This is a genomic window from Amycolatopsis sp. WAC 04197, from assembly GCF_003947475.1.
Lineage (GTDB): Bacteria > Actinomycetota > Actinomycetes > Mycobacteriales > Pseudonocardiaceae > Amycolatopsis > Amycolatopsis japonica.
In genome coordinates this window covers 44,949-64,242 of sequence record NZ_QHJK01000018.1, presented here as the reverse complement: position 1 = coordinate 64,242, position 19,294 = coordinate 44,949, and the positions used below count along the sequence as shown (strand labels likewise).

23 protein-coding genes are annotated in these 19,294 nt (G+C 67.8%); 15 read left to right on the top strand and 8 right to left on the bottom strand.

Annotated elements, in window-relative coordinates; translation table 11 throughout:
- Positions 1 to 5 precede the first annotated feature (5 nt).
- The 5 genes from DMC64_RS41840 (at position 6) to DMC64_RS41825 (ending at position 3,682) form a co-directional block, all read left to right on the top strand.
- Positions 6 to 542, top strand: coding sequence for a hypothetical protein (locus DMC64_RS41840; RefSeq protein WP_125738098.1), 537 nt, complete (start codon positions 6 to 8; stop codon positions 540 to 542).
- Complete coding sequence (locus tag DMC64_RS41835) at positions 539 to 910, top strand: hypothetical protein (RefSeq protein ID WP_125738096.1); 372 nt, start codon at positions 539 to 541, stop codon at positions 908 to 910. Before DMC64_RS41840 ends, DMC64_RS41835 begins: the two co-directional genes overlap by 4 nt.
- The gene (locus tag DMC64_RS42860) at positions 907 to 1,263 is read left to right on the top strand and encodes a hypothetical protein (protein WP_158634326.1); all 357 of its coding nucleotides are present in this window, start codon (positions 907 to 909) and stop codon (positions 1,261 to 1,263) included. The genes DMC64_RS41835 and DMC64_RS42860 overlap by 4 nt, the downstream gene beginning before the upstream one ends.
- Positions 1,260 to 2,378: a tyrosine-type recombinase/integrase gene (locus DMC64_RS41830; protein ID WP_158634325.1), complete on the top strand. Its 1,119-nt coding sequence runs from the start codon at positions 1,260 to 1,262 to the stop codon at positions 2,376 to 2,378. The genes DMC64_RS42860 and DMC64_RS41830 overlap by 4 nt, the downstream gene beginning before the upstream one ends.
- 170 nt (positions 2,379 to 2,548) lie before the next feature.
- Complete coding sequence (locus DMC64_RS41825) at positions 2,549 to 3,682, top strand: hypothetical protein (protein WP_125738092.1); 1,134 nt, start codon at positions 2,549 to 2,551, stop codon at positions 3,680 to 3,682.
- Here the strand turns inward: DMC64_RS41825 and DMC64_RS41820 are convergent.
- The 3 genes from DMC64_RS41820 to DMC64_RS41810 all read right to left on the bottom strand — a co-directional run bounded on the left by DMC64_RS41820 (position 3,647) and on the right by DMC64_RS41810 (position 6,664).
- Entirely contained in the window at positions 3,647 to 4,474 is an 828-nt protein-coding gene (locus DMC64_RS41820) for a phosphotransferase (protein WP_125738090.1), read from the bottom strand. The two genes, DMC64_RS41825 and DMC64_RS41820, sit on opposite strands and share 36 nt — an antisense overlap.
- A 12-nt stretch (positions 4,475 to 4,486) precedes the next feature.
- On the bottom strand, positions 4,487 to 5,344 hold the full coding sequence (locus tag DMC64_RS41815; RefSeq protein WP_199755266.1) for a radical SAM protein: 858 nt from the start codon (positions 5,342 to 5,344) through the stop codon (positions 4,487 to 4,489).
- A 129-nt stretch (positions 5,345 to 5,473) separates the two neighbouring features.
- A complete protein-coding gene (locus DMC64_RS41810; protein WP_125738168.1) occupies positions 5,474 to 6,664 on the bottom strand; it encodes a cytochrome P450 in 1,191 nt (396 codons plus the stop codon).
- Between the two features lie 133 nt (positions 6,665 to 6,797).
- Here DMC64_RS41810 and DMC64_RS41805 point away from each other — a divergent pair, with 133 nt between their 5' ends.
- Positions 6,798 to 7,331 carry a hypothetical protein gene (locus DMC64_RS41805; RefSeq protein ID WP_125738088.1) on the top strand — a complete coding sequence of 178 codons (534 nt, stop codon included), beginning with the start codon at positions 6,798 to 6,800 and terminating at the stop codon, positions 7,329 to 7,331.
- A 322-nt stretch (positions 7,332 to 7,653) separates the two neighbouring features.
- On the opposite strand, the gene DMC64_RS41800 is transcribed toward DMC64_RS41805, so the two are convergent.
- Genes DMC64_RS41800 through DMC64_RS41785 form a run of 4 tightly spaced genes read right to left on the bottom strand, consistent with a single transcriptional unit; the run spans position 7,654 to position 10,498 of the window.
- On the bottom strand, positions 7,654 to 8,265 hold the full coding sequence (locus DMC64_RS41800) for a hypothetical protein (RefSeq protein WP_125738086.1): 612 nt from the start codon (positions 8,263 to 8,265) through the stop codon (positions 7,654 to 7,656).
- An 11-nt stretch (positions 8,266 to 8,276) separates the two neighbouring features.
- Positions 8,277 to 9,431 (bottom strand): MAB_1171c family putative transporter, encoded by a 1,155-nt coding sequence (locus DMC64_RS41795; protein ID WP_125738084.1) that lies wholly within the window; start codon positions 9,429 to 9,431, stop codon positions 8,277 to 8,279.
- Positions 9,424 to 10,035: a hypothetical protein gene (locus tag DMC64_RS41790; protein ID WP_125738082.1), complete on the bottom strand. Its 612-nt coding sequence runs from the start codon at positions 10,033 to 10,035 to the stop codon at positions 9,424 to 9,426. The genes DMC64_RS41795 and DMC64_RS41790 overlap by 8 nt, the downstream gene beginning before the upstream one ends.
- 13 nt (positions 10,036 to 10,048) lie before the next feature.
- Complete coding sequence (locus DMC64_RS41785) at positions 10,049 to 10,498, bottom strand: hypothetical protein (protein ID WP_125738080.1); 450 nt, start codon at positions 10,496 to 10,498, stop codon at positions 10,049 to 10,051.
- 283 nt (positions 10,499 to 10,781) lie between these two features.
- On the opposite strand from DMC64_RS41785, the gene DMC64_RS41780 reads away from it, so the two are divergent.
- Together DMC64_RS41780 and DMC64_RS41775 are read left to right on the top strand one after the other, a co-directional pair.
- The gene (locus tag DMC64_RS41780) at positions 10,782 to 10,991 is read left to right on the top strand and encodes a hypothetical protein (RefSeq protein WP_125738078.1); all 210 of its coding nucleotides are present in this window, start codon (positions 10,782 to 10,784) and stop codon (positions 10,989 to 10,991) included.
- Positions 10,988 to 11,968: a hypothetical protein gene (locus tag DMC64_RS41775; RefSeq protein ID WP_125738077.1), complete on the top strand. Its 981-nt coding sequence runs from the start codon at positions 10,988 to 10,990 to the stop codon at positions 11,966 to 11,968. Before DMC64_RS41780 ends, DMC64_RS41775 begins: the two co-directional genes overlap by 4 nt.
- Before the next feature lie 187 nt (positions 11,969 to 12,155).
- On the opposite strand, the gene DMC64_RS42855 is transcribed toward DMC64_RS41775, so the two are convergent.
- Entirely contained in the window at positions 12,156 to 12,326 is a 171-nt protein-coding gene (locus DMC64_RS42855; RefSeq protein ID WP_158509823.1) for a hypothetical protein, read from the bottom strand.
- A gap of 379 nt (positions 12,327 to 12,705) precedes the next feature.
- Here DMC64_RS42855 and DMC64_RS41770 point away from each other — a divergent pair, with 379 nt between their 5' ends.
- The 7 genes from DMC64_RS41770 (at position 12,706) to DMC64_RS41740 (ending at position 19,137) form a co-directional block, all read left to right on the top strand.
- Complete coding sequence (locus DMC64_RS41770) at positions 12,706 to 13,332, top strand: ParB/RepB/Spo0J family partition protein (protein WP_125738075.1); 627 nt, start codon at positions 12,706 to 12,708, stop codon at positions 13,330 to 13,332.
- Positions 13,329 to 14,423 carry a phosphoadenosine phosphosulfate reductase family protein gene (locus DMC64_RS41765; protein ID WP_125738073.1) on the top strand — a complete coding sequence of 365 codons (1,095 nt, stop codon included), beginning with the start codon at positions 13,329 to 13,331 and terminating at the stop codon, positions 14,421 to 14,423. Before DMC64_RS41770 ends, DMC64_RS41765 begins: the two co-directional genes overlap by 4 nt.
- Positions 14,420 to 15,013: a ParB N-terminal domain-containing protein gene (locus tag DMC64_RS41760; protein ID WP_125738071.1), complete on the top strand. Its 594-nt coding sequence runs from the start codon at positions 14,420 to 14,422 to the stop codon at positions 15,011 to 15,013. The genes DMC64_RS41765 and DMC64_RS41760 overlap by 4 nt, the downstream gene beginning before the upstream one ends.
- 67 nt (positions 15,014 to 15,080) lie before the next feature.
- Entirely contained in the window at positions 15,081 to 15,506 is a 426-nt protein-coding gene (locus tag DMC64_RS41755) for a hypothetical protein (RefSeq protein ID WP_125738069.1), read from the top strand.
- 28 nt (positions 15,507 to 15,534) lie between these two features.
- Positions 15,535 to 15,987 carry a hypothetical protein gene (locus DMC64_RS41750; protein WP_125738068.1) on the top strand — a complete coding sequence of 151 codons (453 nt, stop codon included), beginning with the start codon at positions 15,535 to 15,537 and terminating at the stop codon, positions 15,985 to 15,987.
- Positions 15,944 to 17,467 (top strand): terminase large subunit domain-containing protein, encoded by a 1,524-nt coding sequence (locus tag DMC64_RS41745; protein ID WP_125738066.1) that lies wholly within the window; start codon positions 15,944 to 15,946, stop codon positions 17,465 to 17,467. Before DMC64_RS41750 ends, DMC64_RS41745 begins: the two co-directional genes overlap by 44 nt.
- Positions 17,468 to 17,481: 14 nt before the next feature.
- Positions 17,482 to 19,137 carry a phage portal protein gene (locus DMC64_RS41740; protein WP_125738064.1) on the top strand — a complete coding sequence of 552 codons (1,656 nt, stop codon included), beginning with the start codon at positions 17,482 to 17,484 and terminating at the stop codon, positions 19,135 to 19,137.
- Positions 19,138 to 19,294: the final 157 nt, after the last annotated feature.

The window sequence follows — 19,294 nt, the reverse complement described above, 5'->3', positions numbered from 1 at the left end:
CCCCAATGTCCACAACGGACACCACCACCCCGGAACCGGCCAGCAGAGCCGAATTCCCGTTCGCCGTCACGATCACCCGCCCCGGCCACCCGACCCTGTACCTCGGCTACCGGTACCAGCACTCCGCCGAACGCGCCGCCTGGGCGTTCACCGACATGCTCACCGGAACTGCCCACCCGACCGGCACGACGATCAACTGGGGCGCCACACCGCCCGACGTCGAGATCGTCCCGCCAGCGCCCACCACGCCCCACGAGATCGCCGAACACCCCGACTTCCCCGGCGAACGGCCCCCGATCTTCCCCGACCTGTACGCGCGGGTACTCGCCCAGCACGGCCACGACCTCGCCGCGAAACTCTGGTCAAACGCGTGCTCCATCTACGACGCGATGCACCAGCCAGAAGAGGAAGCCGAGGCCGAGGTGGGGTCCTTCCCGATCGATCCTCACACCCTCGAAAGCGTGCTGCTGGAGCACGTCGGCGAATCTGAGACCCGGGCCATCTTCGCGGCGCTCGGCGCGGCTGCGGGCGGTGCTCGATGAGGACGACCGACGCCGTGTGGCGCAAGGCGATCGCTGCGGAGCGAGACCGGCTTCCCGTCACGCAGAACAAGGTGGATGACGCTTGGCTGATCGAGCACTCGCCCAGCTTGTTCGGAACGCCCCCGGTCGAACTGGCCGCCGGCCTCGCCTACCGGACGTCGCTGACGGTGGGATTCGGCGACAACAGAACGGTGATGGCTGCCCGCCAGGCCGTTGTGATGGAGGCGGCCGGGATGCTCGCCGATCCGGCACAGCAGGAGCGGATCACCGCGGTGCTCGCGTTCGTGAGCGACCCGGCGACCTGCGACCTCTCGGGCGCGGTCGTCGCCGACAAGGTCCGCGCACTCCTCGATGGGAGCAGATCGTGAACGTGGATCCCAGCGCCATTCAGGCGGCTATCCGCGAGAACCAGGGGGCGGCGTCCTTCGCGCCGCCCCCGGCGTGGGCCGCGCCGAACATCGCCGAACCGGTCCACGACAAACCCGCTGCTGCGCGGTTCTGCACGGACGGGCATCGGCTGCGGTTCCCCACCGAGCGCGCCGCACTCGCCCGGCTCGCTGAAATCCAGGACAGGCCTGCGGACCCGGACAGGCTCTACAACCCGGTCCGGGTCCGCGACTGCCGCAAATGCGGCGGCTTCCATCTCACGTCAAACCCCGGGAAAGCCTGGCGCAGTGGCAAAACCCCCCGCACGATCCGATCTGCAAGGAGGCAGCGTTGAGTGAAGACGTCGCCGGTGAACTCGTCCCGGCGGAAGCGATCCCCGCCCAGGCCCGGGACGAGGCCGGCGAGCGTTGGCAACGCGAGCTGGCGATCGTCCGCGCGTGGCTCAAGGAGGTCAAGGGCAACACCAGGTCCACCTACGCCGACGCGATCGGCTGGCCGTACGACAAGAACGGCACGTGGCGCGACACCTCGCGGCTGCGCAACGGTGTCACCTGGCTGTCCTGGTGCGCCCGAAACGGGGTGCACCTGCTCGACGTCGGCCGCCAGCACGTCGTCGCCTGGGCGGAGGCGCTCAACGCGACTCCGCACCCGGACACCGGGCAGACACTTCCTCACTCGACGCGGGCGCACACCTTCACCGCGGCGTCGGCCTTCTACAAGTGGGCGATGCAGGAGGGGATCACGGTCGTCAACCCGATGGAGCTGATCAACCGCTCGAACCTGGGCGTCGAGATGCCGAAGGGCACGAAGTCGACCACCGCGTCACTCACCCGCGAAGAGGTCGGCGCGCTCCTCGCGGCCGCGGACAACGACGCCGTGGAGTCGTTGCGCCTGCGGAACTCGGCGATGGTCTGGTTCCTGTTCACCGTCGCTCCCCGCGTCACCGAGATGACCACGCTGCGGGTCGGCAAGATCCGGCACACCCACGGCGTCCGTGTCGTCGACCTGGTGCTCAAGGGCGACCGGCCGCACAGCGTCACGTTGCCGCCGGAGGCCGGGGAACGCCTCGACCGGTACCTCAGCTCGCGCGGGATCGGCTCGGCCGTCGTCTTGCGGGGCAAGGCATCCGCTCCCCCGTACCTGTTCGTCACCGCCAACGACCGGCCGTTGGCGCGGTCCGCGGTGAACGCCGTCCTTGAACGCCTCGCCCGGCAGGCCGGGATCGCGGATCCGAAACGGGTCACCGCGCACGTCGCCCGCCACACCCTGAAAACCGAGGGCAACATCCAGGGCTACACCGACGAGCAGCTACAGGAGCATTTCGGGCACCGATCCAAGGAGACCACGGGCCGGTACGGCAACAAGCACTTCGACCCGGCGAACTCGCCCGGACTGGCGATCTCGGCTGCATACGCCGAAGCTGCCGCCGAGCATCGCGGGTCGCTATGATCTCTGGTGGTCACTCGCGCTGACCACTCTCCGCGCCGGGACGGCACCCACGTTGCCACCGGCGAGGCGGACAAGACGGCTCAGGGCCTCGGCGCGGAGCTTGAACTTTGGATACCCGTGAACGGCAGACCTCGCGGGGTGACGTGGGCGCTCCGCTGGAGGACGCCATCATGACCAGCCGCAACACCAAGAGACTTCTCCGCGAGCGGAAAGCCGCCACCGGGGAGAAGCACACCGATGCCCTTCGGGCCCTAAATGAGCAGCGGGACGCCGTCGCGGCGGCCTTGGATGGCCTGCCCACGTCCCGTGGCGAGCAATTCGGGTGGCACGAGTTCGACCACGAGCAGTCCAACGACCTCTTCAAGTGCCGCTTCTGTGGGGCGTACGAAGTCGAGTTCAAGGCTGCTGGAGCCCCCTACCCGCTTTGTCCTGTCGGCGGGGACGACCGTGCCGCCGCCGCTGCACAACGTGCGAAGGACACCGCAAAGAACGTGTTGGCCCACAAAAGGGACGGCTACGACCTCACCTACGAAGGCTCTGACCCGCACATCCGGCCGCTCACGCCTCCCGACGTCCTGCGCGAACTGGGGACGTCGACCTGGAGCACGGTCTGGGTCGACAGGCCCGCGATTAGGACTTCGCCCGACACCGTCGAGTTGATCGAAGACCTCGCCTACTGCCACACGGTCCGCGCGGTCGCGCTGTTGACCTTATTGGCCGAGGCCAGGATCCCGGAGCCGCGCGTGGTGAAGGCGTTGCGGGCAATCCCACAGGCCGCGGCGGACAGGTACGACAGGTTCGAGGCGGACCTGCTCATCGCGTCGGACGCGTTGCACGCCGCGACGTTGCTGCGCGACGAGGTCACTTCCCGTTGCCCAGAGCCGATTCTGCTGTTGCTGCGGGGCCGGATCAGAAAGGCGTTGTGGGACCGGCCCGGGGCTGCGGCGGACTTGTGCGCGGGTCTGGCGGCGCATGGCGGGCCGGTCCCGGTCGAGGGGGAAAGTCTCGCCAACCGGCACTATGGCGCTCACGTCGCTGCCACGTTGTTCGCCAGCTTCCTCGAAGTGCCGACATTGCGTTGGCCGCTGGCCGCCGCGTGGGCCGCAAGCGGGCTCGTCACGGAGTGGCTGGAGTGGGTCAAATGGGCCTCCGGGTATCCGGAGAGCGCCCGCGCCAACCTGGGCGGGCTCATCCCGTACGTCTTGAGCGACAGCAGCGCCGATCTGGTCGACGCGCCGTTGCCCGCGGACTGGGCCGACCTGATCGAATCAGCCGGCGAGCAGGCGTCGAACGTGAGGACGTAGCTGCTCGATCAGGTCGGGGTGGTCGCCGCGGCCGATGATCCGCGCGGCCCCGTACACCTGAGCGGTCCGCCCGGCCGGGGAATCGAGGACGTCGACGAACGTCTCGTGCACCCGCCGGGCGGTCTCCGGCACCAGGAGGCTGTTCAGGTACAGCGTGGCGGCGTCGATGCCGACTGGCCCGCATCCCCACATCTCCCAGTCGAGGATGCCGAGGCTCGGCGCGAGGACGTTGTTCCAGTGCAGGTCACCGTGCATGGTGGCCCAGTGGTTGATCGGCATCGCCGCCGCGGTGGTCGCGCCGAAGATCTGCGCGGTTCGCCGGTCGATTCCGCTGGGACGGGCGAACCGGGTCGTGGGGGTGATGGCGACGCGGTAGAGGGCGTGCCGGAGGCCGGCGAACCAGCTGTCGTCGACGTCGAGCGGCTGCCGTAGGACTTCGGTCGGGGCGCACGGGGTGCCGTCGAGCACGGTCATTAGGTCGGCACGGACGGCCAAGTCGCCGTGGCTCCACGTGGCGCTGTTGACGATGATCGGTTTCGGGACGTCGGTGATCGCGTTCGACTCGGGAATGCCGGTCCACATGGGATCGTCTGCCCACTGGCGTTGTTCGCAGCCGACGCGGAGCCAGAGCGGTCCGTCAGCACCCCGCACGAGGGTGCTGACGGACCTGAGTTGCCAGCCGAAGCGCGGCTCCCCGGTAACGGTGACCTTGAAGTCTCCGGAGGCGTGGTCGAGCTGCGTGAGCATCCACGCGCGGAAGGTTTCGTCGGACTGCGTTGGGGAGCTGGTCACGGCTCTCGTCTTCTACCTGGGGAAGCAGTTGATCGGGTAGCAGTTACCGCCCTGTGGGGCGCAATCTCCTGGTGCACCGCTTTTGCGGTCGGGCATTCCGGCGCGGACGAGATCTTCGCGGATGGCGGGCATGTTGCCGAGTACGTGGGCGAGCGACCTGTTTTTGAGGTCTCCCACGGTCACGGTTCGCGCCATCGTGCAGGGCCGGACCCGGCCGTCCGGCATGACCGCTGCGACGCCGTCGCCGCAGCCTCCGCACAGCTGCGTCGCGTCGGTGACCTTCTCGCCGGTGCCGCAGCTCGAGGAAGCCGCGCGGCCCACCTCACGAAGCCGGTCGTATCCGATTTGCGGTACGCCGAGGTTGACGAGCTCGGCGCGGGCCTGGTCGACGCGCTGGCCGTTGCGAACGTCGATGACGCCGACGCGGAGGGGAATCCCGAGGCTTCGGGCGATGGAGATGTTGCCCTTGGTCCTCGCGTAGGTGGGACGTTTGGTGATCGCGGCGTGTTCGTCGGGGTCGTCGGAGTAGTAGCTGGTCGCGAGGGAGACGCCGCGCTCCTTGAACACGCGCCACATGGTCGGCGTGATGTGGACGAGGTTCGAGAACACCTCGATTTCCAGGGCGAAGCTGTGTGCGTGGCGGATCAGGTCGAGCAGGCCGGGGTGCAGGGTGGGTTCGCCGCCGATGAACTGGACGCGGCGGACGCCGAGGCCGGCGGCCTCGAAGATGACTTCTTTCCACTGGTCGGTGGTCATCGTGCCGTGGGTTCCGTCAGGGCCGCTGTCGGCGCAGCAGTGCCCGCAGTCCAGCTGGCATTTGCCGGTGATTTCCAACCACAGGAACTTGGTATCCGTCGCAAGGGCGGTCATGCGGTTTCCCTCCCGCTGTCGTTGGGCGCGACAGTGCGCACCAGCATTCGCCCTTTCCCCACGTGCAGCGTAAACGACCGAATGCGATCGCACAGCTACCAGAAGTAGGAACCGTTCAGCCGGTCGTGGTCACGATGTGGCCGCGACCGGCAGGGAGCTCAGCCCGCGCAGGGTCACCGTGGATGCCCATTCCGGCTCGCCCGCGAGGCGCAGATCCGGGATTCGGCGGGCAAGTTCCCGCAGCACGATGCGGCCTTCCATCCGGGCCAGCGGCGCGCCGAGGCAGAAGTGGATGCCGTGGCCGAACGTCAGGTGCCGTGCTGGCGGGTGCGTGATATCGAAGGTGTCGGGTGTCTGGTGTGTACGAGGGTCGCGGTTGGCCGCTCCGAAGAACACAAGCGCTGTGTCACCGGCCGCCATGTCGACGTCGCCGATGGTCGAGGGAGTCAACGCGGTCCGCATGGTGAGCTGGATCGGCGAGTCGTAGCGCAGGATCTCCTCGACCGCCCCCTCCGCGAGCGAGCCGTCCTGCGCGAGCGCGGCGTACTGCTCGGGGTGACGCAGGAGGGCGAGCACGCCGTTTCCGATCAGGTTCGTGGTGGTCTCGTGACCGGCGACCAGCAACAGGGTGAGCGTGACCAGCAGCTCGCCCTCGCTGAGCATCTCGCCTTCGTCCGACACCGCTACGAGCGCGGACAACAGATCCTCGCCGGGAGTACGGCGGCGCGCGGCGGCCAGGTCCCGGAAGTAGGCGATGAACTCGCGTCGCGCCGTGGCCGCCTTCTCGACGACCTCGGGCGGTAGCAGGAATCCGGGGTCCGACGCTCGTGCCATCGCAGCTGACCAGGCGCCGAACCGTTCCCGGTCCTCGATCGGAACACCCAGCAGTTCCGCGATCACCGTGACGGGCAGCGGCACGGCGAGCGTGTCCATGAGGTTGGTCTCGCCAGCGTCGACGATCTGGTCGATCGCCGCGGTGGTCAGTGCCTCGATCCGCGGTTGCAGGTCCTTGATCACGCGCGGCGTGAACGCCTTCGAGACCAGGCGGCGCAGCCGGGTGTGGTCTGGCGGGTTGAGGAATGCGAACGCCCGCACCACTCGCCCTTGCGCGTCGACAGGGTGATCGGGGTCGTCGTCCGCGATGACCTCTGGCTCGGGGTGTCCGAAGTCGGCACCGCGCAGTACCTGCTCGGCCTCAGCGTGCCCCAGAACGGCAACGAACGGTCCACCGACCCTGACGACCGGGGACTTCTCCCGCCACTGCGCGTACAGCGCATACGGGTCGGGGCGGTTCTCCGGGTTCAGCAGCTCTCCCAGCATGTTCACCCCGGCACCTTCTCACGGTGCGGTGCATGTGCTCGGCGGTGGTGCTTTCGTTGGCCCGTCCACACCGGAGGGTCACGATGTGGCCGCGACAGGTAACGCAAGATCAGGTCGGCGAGACATACCGGCGTTGACCATCGTCATGCTGGAGGGGTTCGTGATCATCCGCCGTACTGTGGCCGCTGCATCTGTTGCGCTGGCCGCGTTCTCGTTGGCCGCGTGCAGCGGTAGCTCGTCGACGTCCACCGGCACCGGCGCGGCCGCCGAGAGCGCCAGCGCGAAGACCGCTGACGACGTGACGAAGGCGCTCGGCGAGAAGATCGCCTCGGTGAAGCTGTTCAAGACCTACACCGCCGAGGATGACCCGAACCACCTGCTTGGCCGCCCGAACGGCTACACGTCGAAGACGGCGTTCAGCGACTCGCGGGTCAAGGCGTCCGAGGTCGAATATCTCGGCGCTGACTCGCTGGAGCGCGGCGGCTCGGTGGAGGTGTTCGCGGATGAGGCCGGCGCGAAGAAGCGGATGGACTTCATTCAGTCGGTGGCGAAGAACCTTCCCGCGGCTGGGGAGTACGACTACGTGAAGGGCGCGGTGTTGGTTCGGGTGTCGCGGTTCCTGACGCCGGATCAGGCGAAGGAGTACGAGGCCGCACTGAATAGCTGATGGCATAAGGAAAAGCGCCCGGTGGCCTGATGGCTACCGGGCGCTTTTCGTCACCCCCAGGGGTTTCCGGCGTCGAGGGTTGCCGGAAGGGTCTCTTCGGGGGTGGTGCGGATGGGCACTCCACTTTGCAGTCCTGCTGGCGACACAGGGAAAGCGTGTCGGAAGGTCTGTGTCGCCAGCAGGATCCCCCTGCTCCTCGGCGCTGCGCGTAGTGCTGATCCGCGCGGCGTGAGGTCTTCACCGTATCGAGCACCCCGTCTGGACGTCAACTATAAATTACATCCAGGCGGAGCGCGTGATGTACAAGTTACATCGGTGCGGCTCAGAACGTGGGGACGAACGTCAGGATCGTGATCCCGAAACCGAGGGCGGTACCCGCCGTGACCTGGCCTGTTGTGTGGTCGCCGGTGACGACGCGCGACCAGCAGATGAGCGCCACGACGAGCAGCAGCAACAGGGCGACGGGCCCATAGACCACGGCCAGCGTGGCGACTCCCCCGCCGGAGACGGCGGCGTGCAGGCTGATCTTCCACCAGTTGGTGATCGCGAACGTCACGACGAGCGAGACGAGCATCGCGATCGCCATGTACACCAGGTCGGTCGGCGCGTTGAACGTCAGCATGATCGCCAGCCCGACCGCGGTGGAGGCGAAGCACACGATCAGCGGCTTCACCCGGCCTTCGCGGTTGCGGACATGGTGCCCGTCCCAATCGCCCTTTCTCGCGCCCCGCACGATGAACGCCATCGGGACGGCCGCGCAGAAGAACGCGATCACGAAGCCCCAGAGCAAGGTGTAGCCGATGCTGTAGCCGGTGGCCTTCCACGGCACGGCGAGCGACAGCAGGACAAGCACCACCCACGGCGCGAGGATTTCCCCGACGACCTTCGCGATCTTGTAGGCGGGAGTCTGAGGTTCAACGGTTTCGGTGGTCATGGCCTTCTCGATCAACGTGGGGTCATGGCCGGAATCAGCGGCGGGCGTTGCCATGCCGCTGCGACCAGGCGTAGGAACTCGACCATCGCCGCGAGATTGTTCCCGGTCGGGGGCTCCTCGATCAGCTTCTCACTCGGCTGAGAATCGGCTTCATGGGCGGCGAGAGCGTCGCGCCACAGCTCGGCCTCGACGGCGGCCGTCAGCTTCGCATCGGTGAGACCGCGGGCCCTCCCTGCCTCTTCGGCGGCCTTCGCCAGCTCCGGGTTGAGGTAGCCGCGCAGGCGGCTCCGGCCGTCCATGATCTCGATGGCCCGCCGGTAGAGCGCGAACTCCGCGTCCCAGCGCGGCGGGCGGCTTTCTAGCGCGATCATCGGCATGGCGGCGGTGAAGGCCTCCCACAGCGGTTGCAGCTCGCGGTACGAGCGGCGGTACTGGATCAGGAGACGCAGCGCGGTCACGCGGGGCCCCCAGGCCGGCATCGACAGACCGACCAGTGCGGCGAGCACGCCGACAGCGATCACCGGCACCTCGTAGCCCTGCGGGTACGGCGGGGTGTGGCCGATCGCGCTCAGCAGCGTGAACATGCCGTGGTGGACGGTGTAGATCAGCCCCAGGCCGGTGCTGATGGTCAAAGTGACGAGGCTGCGTCGGAGCCAGACACGGTCAGCGATCCGGGACCACTTCCACGACAGACGGCACAGCGTGAGCAACGAGGCGGCCATCGCCGCGGTGTAGCTGAGCACCATCGTGAGGACGTACGGGTAAGCCGTGTAGTCGAAGTCGTTGTAGTCCGGCGTCTCGTAGATGACGCTGAGTCCCCAGCTCACGACCATGCCTGCGGTGAACAGGTACATCGCCAGCTGGTACCAGCGGATTTCGGCTGGCCGAGCCCGCGTTCCGTAGATCGTCAGCAAGTAGAACCACTCGAACGCGGCAAGACATCCGAGGATGAAGAGGTGCTGGATGATGAAGGTGGCTGGCGAGTTCGGCCAGAAGCTCTTGATCCCGACCGCGACGGCGAGCGTCAGCATCAGCAGCCCGGACCACATCGCCCACATCGCGGGCCGTCGCGGAGATCGGATCAGGTCGACGAGCCGGTAGATCGTCACCGCGAGACCGGCGATCACCATGACGTACTGGAAACCGGCCTGGATGGCTTCACGCACGGGTGCGCTCCATGATCGAGGCGAGCTCGTCGACGCTCACGGCGTCGGCGCCACCCAAGGTGCGCTTCGGCGCGATGAGCCGCCGGCCTGCACGCTTCCAGATGAGCGATGCGGCGATCTCCGCTTCGGTCTCTTGGTCCGAGGAGTACGTCTCGCGGAAGAGGATCGGCCCGTCGCCCGGGTTGTCGACGTTCTTGGCGATGAGCTCGAGGAGCTGTCTGGTGACCGGTCCGCGGGCGAGGACGGCGTCTTCGTCGCCGCGGTGGCACAGCAGGATGTGGGCAGCCTCGTGTGCCAAAACTTGCTCCCAATGCAGGTCACCCTCGCGGAGGGTGGAGTCGTAGAGGATGACGTCGACGTGCTCGGCCGGTACCCACATGGCGTCTGGGCCGCCGGGCGGGATCTCGACGGCGACGAGTTCGATCGGGCGGCCGCGGTAGTCGGCGACGCGTTGGATGAACGCCCGGATATCCCAGGGTTCGGGGATGCCGACCTCGTCGAGGAGGTCGTTGATGCGGCCTTGGAGTCGTCGGTACTCGACGGCTCCTCGGAGTCCGGAGCGCCAGCGGTTGGCGCTGACCGGAGGTTTGTCTTCGATGGACATGTACTGCTGTTCCCTATTCAGGTTTGTCTGGTGCGTGTTTCTGGTTGAGCGCCGCGAGCTGTTCACTCATGTTGATGAGGATTTTGCGACTGTCTGCCCCCATCTGCCCCATTCGATTGAGGACTTCTTTGACACCTGCTTCCTTGAGAAGTTCGAGTGCGCGCTGCGTCTCGTCGTCGGCGTCAGCGGGGGCCGCTTCGGTGCCGGGTTTGGCGGAGAAGTCGGTGAGGAAGGAGCTGGAGCACCCGAAGAGCTTGACCAGGGAGTTGATCGTCGCCAGCGTGGGGTTCGTTTCCCTGCCCGTCCGCAGCCGGTACACCGCGTTCCGGCTCAGCTGGCCACCCTGCTCAGTGATCTTCGCGGATATCTCCATGTCACCGGGCTCATCCGGGTGCATTCTGATCAAGTAGGTCAGGCGGTCAGCGAAGGTCGACCCCGGTTCGAGATCCTTCGGCTCCGTCATGGTGTTCCTCTCCAGCCCGAGCGACCATAGATGTAACTTAAAGTCAGAACAACGTCGCTCATGTCACATATACTTTACAGCCTAGCCGGTAACGCTGCCCCCCGGGTGACGCGATTGAGACCCTTCGCCAACGCACACGCACACCTCCAGCGACCTGGCCGCATAACAATTTTTTTCGGTCGCGAAATCGCGTTACGAACTACGGTATGGCCATATTTAAGCCGCCACTCTGGAATGGATTCGAGGGAATCAGGCACGGATTCCCCTGATTCAGGAGGGGCGTATGACTGGGGAAAATATCGCGTCAGAGCTGACGACCGAAGGTCTCACGGGCCTACCGCCCGCAGCGGTCGACCCGACGCCCGACCAGCGGCAATGCGCGATGGTCATGGGCGGTCTGTTCACCGCCTATCAGCAGTGCGGATTCACGCGGGCCGAAGCGCTGGCCATGGTCATCGAGCACGCTCGCGGGGTTTCCGGCGGTGCCCGATGACCGTGACCATGATCGACACCCGCCAGGTGTGCGCCGTTCGGAAGTGCTCGACGGCGTTGCGCCCCGACTCCCCTGAGGTCGTGTGCGCGGCCTGCGTCGCCCGGCTCCGCGCCGGTCTGCGGACGCTGTACCGGCGAGGCCGAAGCGACCGGGGCGCGTCCATGCCGACGTTGACCGAGGAGGTGCGGTTCACCTCCGAACGCCAGGGCCGCGGCTCGAAGGTCTCCATCGGGATCGTGGTCCGGTCGAGCGAGCCGCAGGCTCCGCTGGCGGACCAGCGCGCCGATACCGCGCTGCGCGACCTCAAGACGACCTTGGTGTCCTGGCTCCGCTACCTGTACGACCGGTGGATGCCGACGACGGCCGTGTGCCTCGGGATCAGCGACGGCGAAGGCCTTCGCCGTCTGGCGCACGGGTACCAGCACGTCCCGCACTGCGCGCCCACCATCGAGGGCATGGCCGAGTACCTGGCGTTGCGGCCGACGTGGCTCGCCGAGACCCCGGAGGCCGGCGACCTGTACGCGATGGTGATGGACGGCATCGACCGGTGCTGGCGGGCGATCGACCGGCGGCCGGATCGGCAGTACGCCGGGCAGTGCGACGAGCCTGACCCGGACACCGGCGCGGTGTGCGGCGGCGACGTGTACGGCTGGCCGGACCGAAAGTTCGCGCGCTGCTCGACTTGCGGCCTCACCTACGATGCCGCGTCTCGCCGGGAAGAACTGCTGAACTCGGCGCTGTCGCTCGAACTCACCGCGGCCGAGCTGTCGAAGGCGCTCCCCCAGCTGATGGCGCGGGACTCGCTCAGCGTCCAGACGATCCACACCTGGGCCCGCAACGGCCGGATCGTCGCCCGGCGCCGCAACGGCCGCGGCTGGCCGCTGTATTCGGTGGCCGACGTCGTCGAGGTGGCGACGTCGACGCCGACCCGGAACCGGCGGCCGCGACACGCCGAAGAGGTGGCGGCCGTGGCGTGATCGACTCGGTCCCTGGCTAAATAGGCGCCTGCGCGACGGGAGTCGTGTATCCAAACCGCGAAACGGCCCGCCCCTCTGCTCCGGGGGCGGGCCGTTTCTGTCGGTGCCGACCGCTACCGTGCTCGCAGAGGACTTTGTCAGCCTCACGGGCCTGCCCGGGGATCACCCTGGGCAGGCCCGGCCTCGTTCACAGGACTCCCAGCTCGTAGAGCTTGATTCCTAAGGCGATCAGCCCACCGGCGCCTCCGGTGCCTGCCACGAGACGACCGGTGTATTTCAACACCTTGAAGGCGTCGGCCCGTCTCGTCGCGTCGTCCACGAATAGGGCGACGCAGCCTGCGCAGCCGAGCAGGGCCATCAACAAGAGTGCGTAGGCCGCAACGAGAGCGTTTACCACTTGCCGTCCCCCTCACGCTGATCAGTCGTCCTGGCGACTGATCAGCGGCGAGTCAGGGCGTGGATATCACCAACGTGCCGAGGCTGATTCGGGCCCAGGAGCCCATGCGAAGTAAGACCTGGCGCGGCCAGGCCTTGATCCTCCAAAGCTGTCCGACCACCGCTCCCGAGCGGTCTCCCCGTCGCTGGGCGGTGTCGGTCACTCCAGGATACCCGCCTCGCCCGGGCAGAGCACGCGCAACGAATGGATGGCGTGTGAAGCGCGTACCGACCGCTTTCGGGCCCCGCCGGGCGGCACCTCGGCGGGGCCCGAGATCCAACAACTCAAGAGGGGGTAGCCGGTGAGCGCGGTGTATGTCGAGACGAGGGAGATCCCCCTCGGCGAGCTGGTGAAGTACCCGGGGAACGCCAAGCGTGGCGACGTCGGGAAGATCCGCGAATCGATCAAGCGGAACGGCCAGTACAGATCCCTGGTCGTCCGCCAGGCCGACGACGGCACGCTGACGATCCTCGCCGGGAACCACACGTTCGAGGCGATCAAGCTGGAGCGGCACGCGACGGCGCGGTGTGAGGTCATCACCTGCGACGACCAGGACGCGCTCCGGATCAACCTGGTCGACAACCGCTCGGCCGAGCTGGGCGGGTACGACGACGACGCCCTAGTGCATCTGCTGTCCTACCTGGACGAGGACTACGACGGCACCGGGTACACGAAGGACGACGTCGACCGGCTGCTCGAACCGCCCGAGTTCGACGGCGAGGACGAGGCCGGCGGGGACTCACCGGCAGGGGTCGGCGAACCCGTGGTGGCGTACCAGATCGTGTTCGACGACGAGACGCAGCAGGCCCGCTGGTACGCGTTCGTGCGCTGGCTGAAGCGCGAGTACGGCGGCGCCGAGACGCTCGGCGAGCGGCTGGTGGAGTTCTTCGACGCCCGGGTACCGGGGATCGGCGGTGCTGACCGGTGACCAGGGTGAAGAGGCACATCGACGCGAACGTGGTCGACGAGGCGCGGCGGCGGATCCACCACATCTACGATCTGGTCGACAACGTCGTGGTGGCGTTCTCCGGTGGCAAGGACTCGCTGGCGCTGCTGCATCTGACGTGGGAGGTCGCGCAGGAGCGCGGGCTCACCGCGGTGAACGTGGCCTTCCGCGACGAGGAGGTCATCCCGGACACCGTGCTGTCCTTCGTGGACACCTACCGGCAACTGCCGTGGGTGAACATGACCTGGTACGCGGTGCCGCTGATCTCCTCGAAGTACGTGCTGGGCAAGACGTCCCGGTACATCCAGTGGGATCCGAACCGGGAGCACGTGCGCCCGAAACCGGCGTGGGCGACGACGCTCGACGACCTCGGCTACCCGCCGGACACGGTGTTCTCGCAGCTGACGATGGACTCGGTGCTCGCGGCCCCGTACAAGGGCAAGGTCGCCATCATGACCGGTGTCCGCGCCTCGGAGTCGCTGATGCGGTGGCAGTCGTCGGTGGTCAAGCTCAACGAGAACTACATCTGCGCGTCGAGCACGCCGAAGGCGTCGCTGTGCAAGCCGCTGTTCGACTGGCAAGAGAACGACGTCCTGCGGTTCTTCTATGACAACGAGATCCGGTACTGCCCGATCTACGACGCGCAGGCGTGGGCGGGGAACGCGCTTCGTGTGGCGACGCCGCTGATCCCCGAGTCGGCGAAGGCGCTGCACTACCTGCGCGCCACCGAGCCGGTCTTCTACGACCAGGTGATGGAGATCTTCCCGGAGATGGCGCTCCAGGAGCGGTATCACGCGGAGATCGACCGGGCCGGGATCCTCGCCCGCTACGCCGAATCGTGGGACGGCATCGAGCAGTGGATCACCGACCACTTCGACGAGGCCGCGGAGCTGGCGAACGCGATGAAGGCGCTGGCGCGGGTGAAGGTCGCCGCCCGACGAGCCCCGGACTCGTTCCCGCTCCCCTACGTGCTCAAGCAGTTCACCTCCGGCGCGTACAAGCGGCGGATCTTGCCGCAGGCCTTCGCCGACCAGACCAAATCCGACCAGGCGCAACGGGGGACGCGAGGATGATCACGAAGCTCGAACCGACCCCGGCAGGGGCCGACCCGCTCGACCACCTCCAGTGGGTGGATGCGGACATGCTCGACCCGAACAGCTGGAACCCGAACCGGGTCCACGGCGCCGAGCTCAAGCTGCTGGCCCGTTCGATGCTGGAAACCGGCTGGATTCAGCCGCTGCTGGTGAACCCGGACGGGCTGATCATCGACGGCTTCCACCGGTGGCGGCTCTCCTCCAACGGCGGTGTCGACGGCCACGGGAAGTGGAAACGCCTCGCCGCGCAGGTGCGGCAGCGCTGGGGCGGGAAGGTGCCGGTGGCGGTGCTGGACGTCGACCGGCCGACCGCGATGCTGATGACGATCCGGATCAACCGCGCGAAGGGCACGCACGTCGCGGTCAGCATGAGCGAGATCGTGCGGGAGCTGATCGAGGTTCACGCGATGGACCCGCAGGAGATCGCCACCGAGATGGGCGCGACGCTCGACGAGGTGAACCTGCTCGCGCAGGACGGCGTGTTCGCGGTAAAGGGGATCAAGGACTGGGCATACAGCCCGGCCTGGTACCCGGCCGAGGACGGCCGGAAGCCCGCGGCGAAGCGGTAGTGCTCGGCGGGGGTGCCCGGTAGTGTCCTTCGGTCAGCAACGCACCGAATCCACTTAGGACATTCCTATGGGACTCTCCACCTATAACGGCTTTTCCGGGGCGCAACGCGAACGCGTCCAGTCCTGGCTCACGAGGGAATTCGCGGCCGGCCGAATCGAGCGCCCGACGCAATGCGAGTCGTGCGGCCAGAACGAGGGCGTCATCGACGCGCACCACGAGAACTACGACGAGCCGACCAGCTTCGTCGGGCTGTGCGTGATCTGCCACCTCGCGCTGCACTGCCGCTTCCGGAACACCGAGGGATTCCTCGAGTACCGGCGTCGCGTCGCGGAGGGCTACCAGCATCCGGCCGTTCTCGACCGGCGCACCGCGCTCGGCGAGCTCCAGCGGACGGTGATGAAGGGGGTCTTCCCCGGCCGTGTCCGGCCGGACGCGCCCGGCGCGACGTTCCTCGACTCGCTGCGTGTGCCTCAGCCCGCCCAGCTCTGGTAGTGCTCGATCGCGAGGGGGTGACCTCCTCGTGGGTGCGTCGAAGGAGCAGCGCGCGGCCACCGCGAAACGCCGGGCGGATGCGATCAGGCTCCGGCTCGCCGGGATGGACTACGAGACCATCGCCGAGCGGCTCGAATATTCGTCGCGGCAGGCCGCGCACAAGGACATTCAGCGGGCGATGACGGCCTACATTCAGGAGGCGTCCGCGGCCGTCGACGAGCTGCGCAACGTCGAGTTGATGCGGCTCGACCGGTTGCAGGCGGCGGCGTGGCCTGCCGCGGTCAAGGGTGACCTGCTGGCGATCGAGACGTGCCGCCGGCTGATCGTCGAGCGCCGGAAGCTGCTGGGGCTGGATCGCCCGGCGAAGGTCGAGGTGATCACCCTTGACGCCGTCGACGAGGAGATCCGGAAACTCGAAGCCGAGCTCGCTGGCGGAGTTGAAAATCCAGCGCCTGACCCTTTTGCGGGAGCTGAAAGCTGAGGCTGAGCGGCGCGAGACTGAGCGGCTGCGCAACGTCGACGTGTTCGGGACGCTCGGGTACGTCCCGACGCCCCGGCAGATCGTGTTCCACGAAGCCGCGGAGTTCGACGTCCTCTACGGGGGCGCGGCCGGTGGCGGGAAAACTCGGGCGCTGCTGATGGAGGGCCTTCGGGCCTGTGTCCGCTACCCCGGGCTCCGGGTCGGCGCGTTCCGGCGCACGTACCCGGAGCTCGAGGAGAGTCTGCTCGCCGAGCTGGCCGAGGTCGGCTTCGCGCGGGAGCTCGGCGCGGCGTGGAACGGCACGAAGTACAACCTGACCTTCTCGAACGGCTCGCGGCTGATGTTCCGCTACGCGGAGTCGTTGCAGGACGCGACACGGCGCCAGGGTGGCCAGTACCAGCTGCTGTTGTTCGACGAGCGCACGCTGACCCCGCCGAACGTGGTGTCCTTTCTGGAGTCGCGGCTTCGGTCCGGCCGGGAGGACGTTCCGGTGCTGGGCATCCGGAGCGGGACCAACCCGGGCGGGCCGGGTCATGGCTTCGTCAGGGACAGGTTCATCAAGCCGACGAACTACGGCACGAAGACCTATGTGGACGTCCGCAAGCGCGAGGTGCGGTTCATCCCCTCGAAGCTCTCGGACAACCCGCACGTGAACGCCGAGTACGCGCACGACCTGGACGCGCTGCCCGAGCAGCTGCGCGCCGCGTTCCGTGACGGGAACTGGGACACCTTCGCCGGACAGGCTTTCTCGGAGTGGTCGTTCGACCGGCACGTAGTGAAGCCGGTGAGCCTGCCGTCCAGCTGGCGCCGCTACAACGGCATCGACTGGGGTTTCAGCAACCCCTGGTGCGTGCTGTGGGCCGCGGTCGACGAAGACGGCCGGGTCTGGGTGTACCGGGAGCTGTACGCCACGCGGGTCGGCGAGGCCGAGCAGGCGCGGCGCATCCTCGCAGCCGAGGGCGACGAAGAGCACGTCGGCTCCCGGTTCGGCGACGATGCGATGTGGGCGACCCGAGGCGACGCGAAGCCGATCAGCGACGCCTACGCCGACAACGGTGTGTTCCTGACCCCGGCAGGGAAAGGCGGCCGCGTCCCGGGCTGGCAGCGCGTGCACTCCTACCTCGCGGAGGGCCCGGCGTGCGTGCTGCACCGGGCGATGGGCTGGGAAACCTGCCCCCGCCTGCACGCGTTCGAGACCGTCGAGAACCTGATCCGGACGCTGCCGACGCTGCCCCACGCGACGTCCGGCGACCCGGAGGACATCGACAGCAACGCCGAGGACCACGCCGGAGACGCACTCCGGTATCTGCTGATCAACCTGGGCGGCGGGCCCGAGTTCGTACCTGCCCCACCAGGCGAAAACAACGTGGGCGATGTGCACCGGATCGGTGACTACGCCTACCGCACCGATAACCGTCCCGGCTGGGCCGGGGACACCGATTCCACGCGCGGAGCGGTGGTCACCGCCGACGACGTCTGATCAGGAGGTGCACGATGGCCTTCTGGAGCAACTGGTTCCGGCGCGGCGGCCGCGACGACACGGTCACCGAGGCGAAGGCTCCGGTGGCGCTCGCGCAGCCGGCGGCCCCGCGCCGCGGTTTCGAGTACGGCGTCGGTCCGGGCGGCTTGACCGAGACGTCGCAGGGCGTCGGGACGGCGACACAGACCGACCGCCGATCGTTGATGCAACAGCTGTACGAGGCGTTCCTGGCGTGCCCGTGGTCGTGGGCATGTACCAACGCGATCGCCCGCACGATCACCGCTGGCGGGCTGGTCACGGACTGGGTGAACGACGACGGCGAGGGCGACCAGGAGCAGCCGAAGAAGCCCGCGAACGTGCTAGCGCTGGAGCGGCTGCTGAAATTCTGCAACCCGCGCGAGGACATTCGACAGCTGCTCCGGTCCACGATCGCGGACCTGCTGGTGTTCGGTGACGCGTACGTCGAAGTCGTGTGGCTGGGACGAGTGCCGGTGGCGCTGTACACGCTGGATGCGCCGTCGATGCTGCCGATCGCTGACGAGCACGGCGAGATCACCGCCTACGTGCAGGTGACTGATCAGGGGCAGCGCGCCGAGTTCGCGCCGCATGAGGTCATCCACATCAGCCTCGATGCCCCGCGTTCGGGGATGTTCGGGGTGGCGCCGACGCAGGCCGCGCTGCTGCCCATCACGACCTGGCTGTTCACCGCGGCCACGCTCAAGGAGATCTACCGCAAGGGCAACCCCGCCCAGATCCACGCCGACCTCCCCCGGGACATGTCCCCGGCCGAGATCACGAAGTGGACGTCGCAGCACATGGTGCGCAACGTCGGCCCGCGCAACATCGGCGTTCCGATCACCACCAAGGGCGGCGGGAAGATCAACGAACTTCAGCAGGCCAAGATCGGCGAGGCGCTGGAGACGCTGGCGCAGAAGCGCGACGAGATCCTGGCCTGCTACGGCGTTCCTCCGGCCGAGGTCGGTGTGATCGAGTCCGGCAACTTGGGTGGCGGCACCGGCGAGTCGCAGCGCAAGAGCTACGAGGTCAACACCTGCGACCCGATCGCCGCCATCGTGCTGGAGAAGCTGGTGTCGGCGCTGGTCACCAACGGCTTCAACATCACCGGCTGGACGCTCAAGTTCAAGCAGGTCGACATGCGCGACTCGAAGGTCATCGAGGAGATCCGGGAGAAGCGGGTCACCACCGGCCTGTGGACGCTGAACCGGGCCCGCGCCGAGATCGGCGAACCTTCGGTCCCCGGCGGTGACGAACCGGTGTTCGTGGTCGGAACGAGGATGTTCCTGTGGCGGGACGTGATCGCGCACGGCCAGGCGGCCATCGCCGCACTGTTGCGCGGGACGTCGCTGGAGGCCGGCGAACCGGCCGACGAAGCCACCCCGGTGCAGCTGGTGAAGCCGGAGCCCGAGCCGATCCCGGACGAGCTGAAACCGTTCGCCGGGGAGCCGGGCGCCGAGGAACCCGACGACGTCGGCACCGGCGGCGAAGAGGACCAGGAGGAGCCGGGCAAGGCCGCGGGCAAGAACGACGACGCGAAGAAGGACGAGGAGCCGACCGAGATGTTCGGTGGTGACCGCGTCCGGCTCGTGGAGTTCCACACCCGCTACCGGGCTCGTCGTGACGCCGCGCTGGCTGAGCTGGCGGCCGCCTGATGAACGACGACGTCGAGACGGCGGCCGAGCCGGACCCCGCTCCGGAGCAGCCGCGCCCGGTGCGAGCCCGCGACGTGGCCGCCTTGATTCCGAAGATCATCGCCTGACTCCGCGGACGCTGGCCGCGCCGGACCTCACCCCCGTAACTGGCGGATCC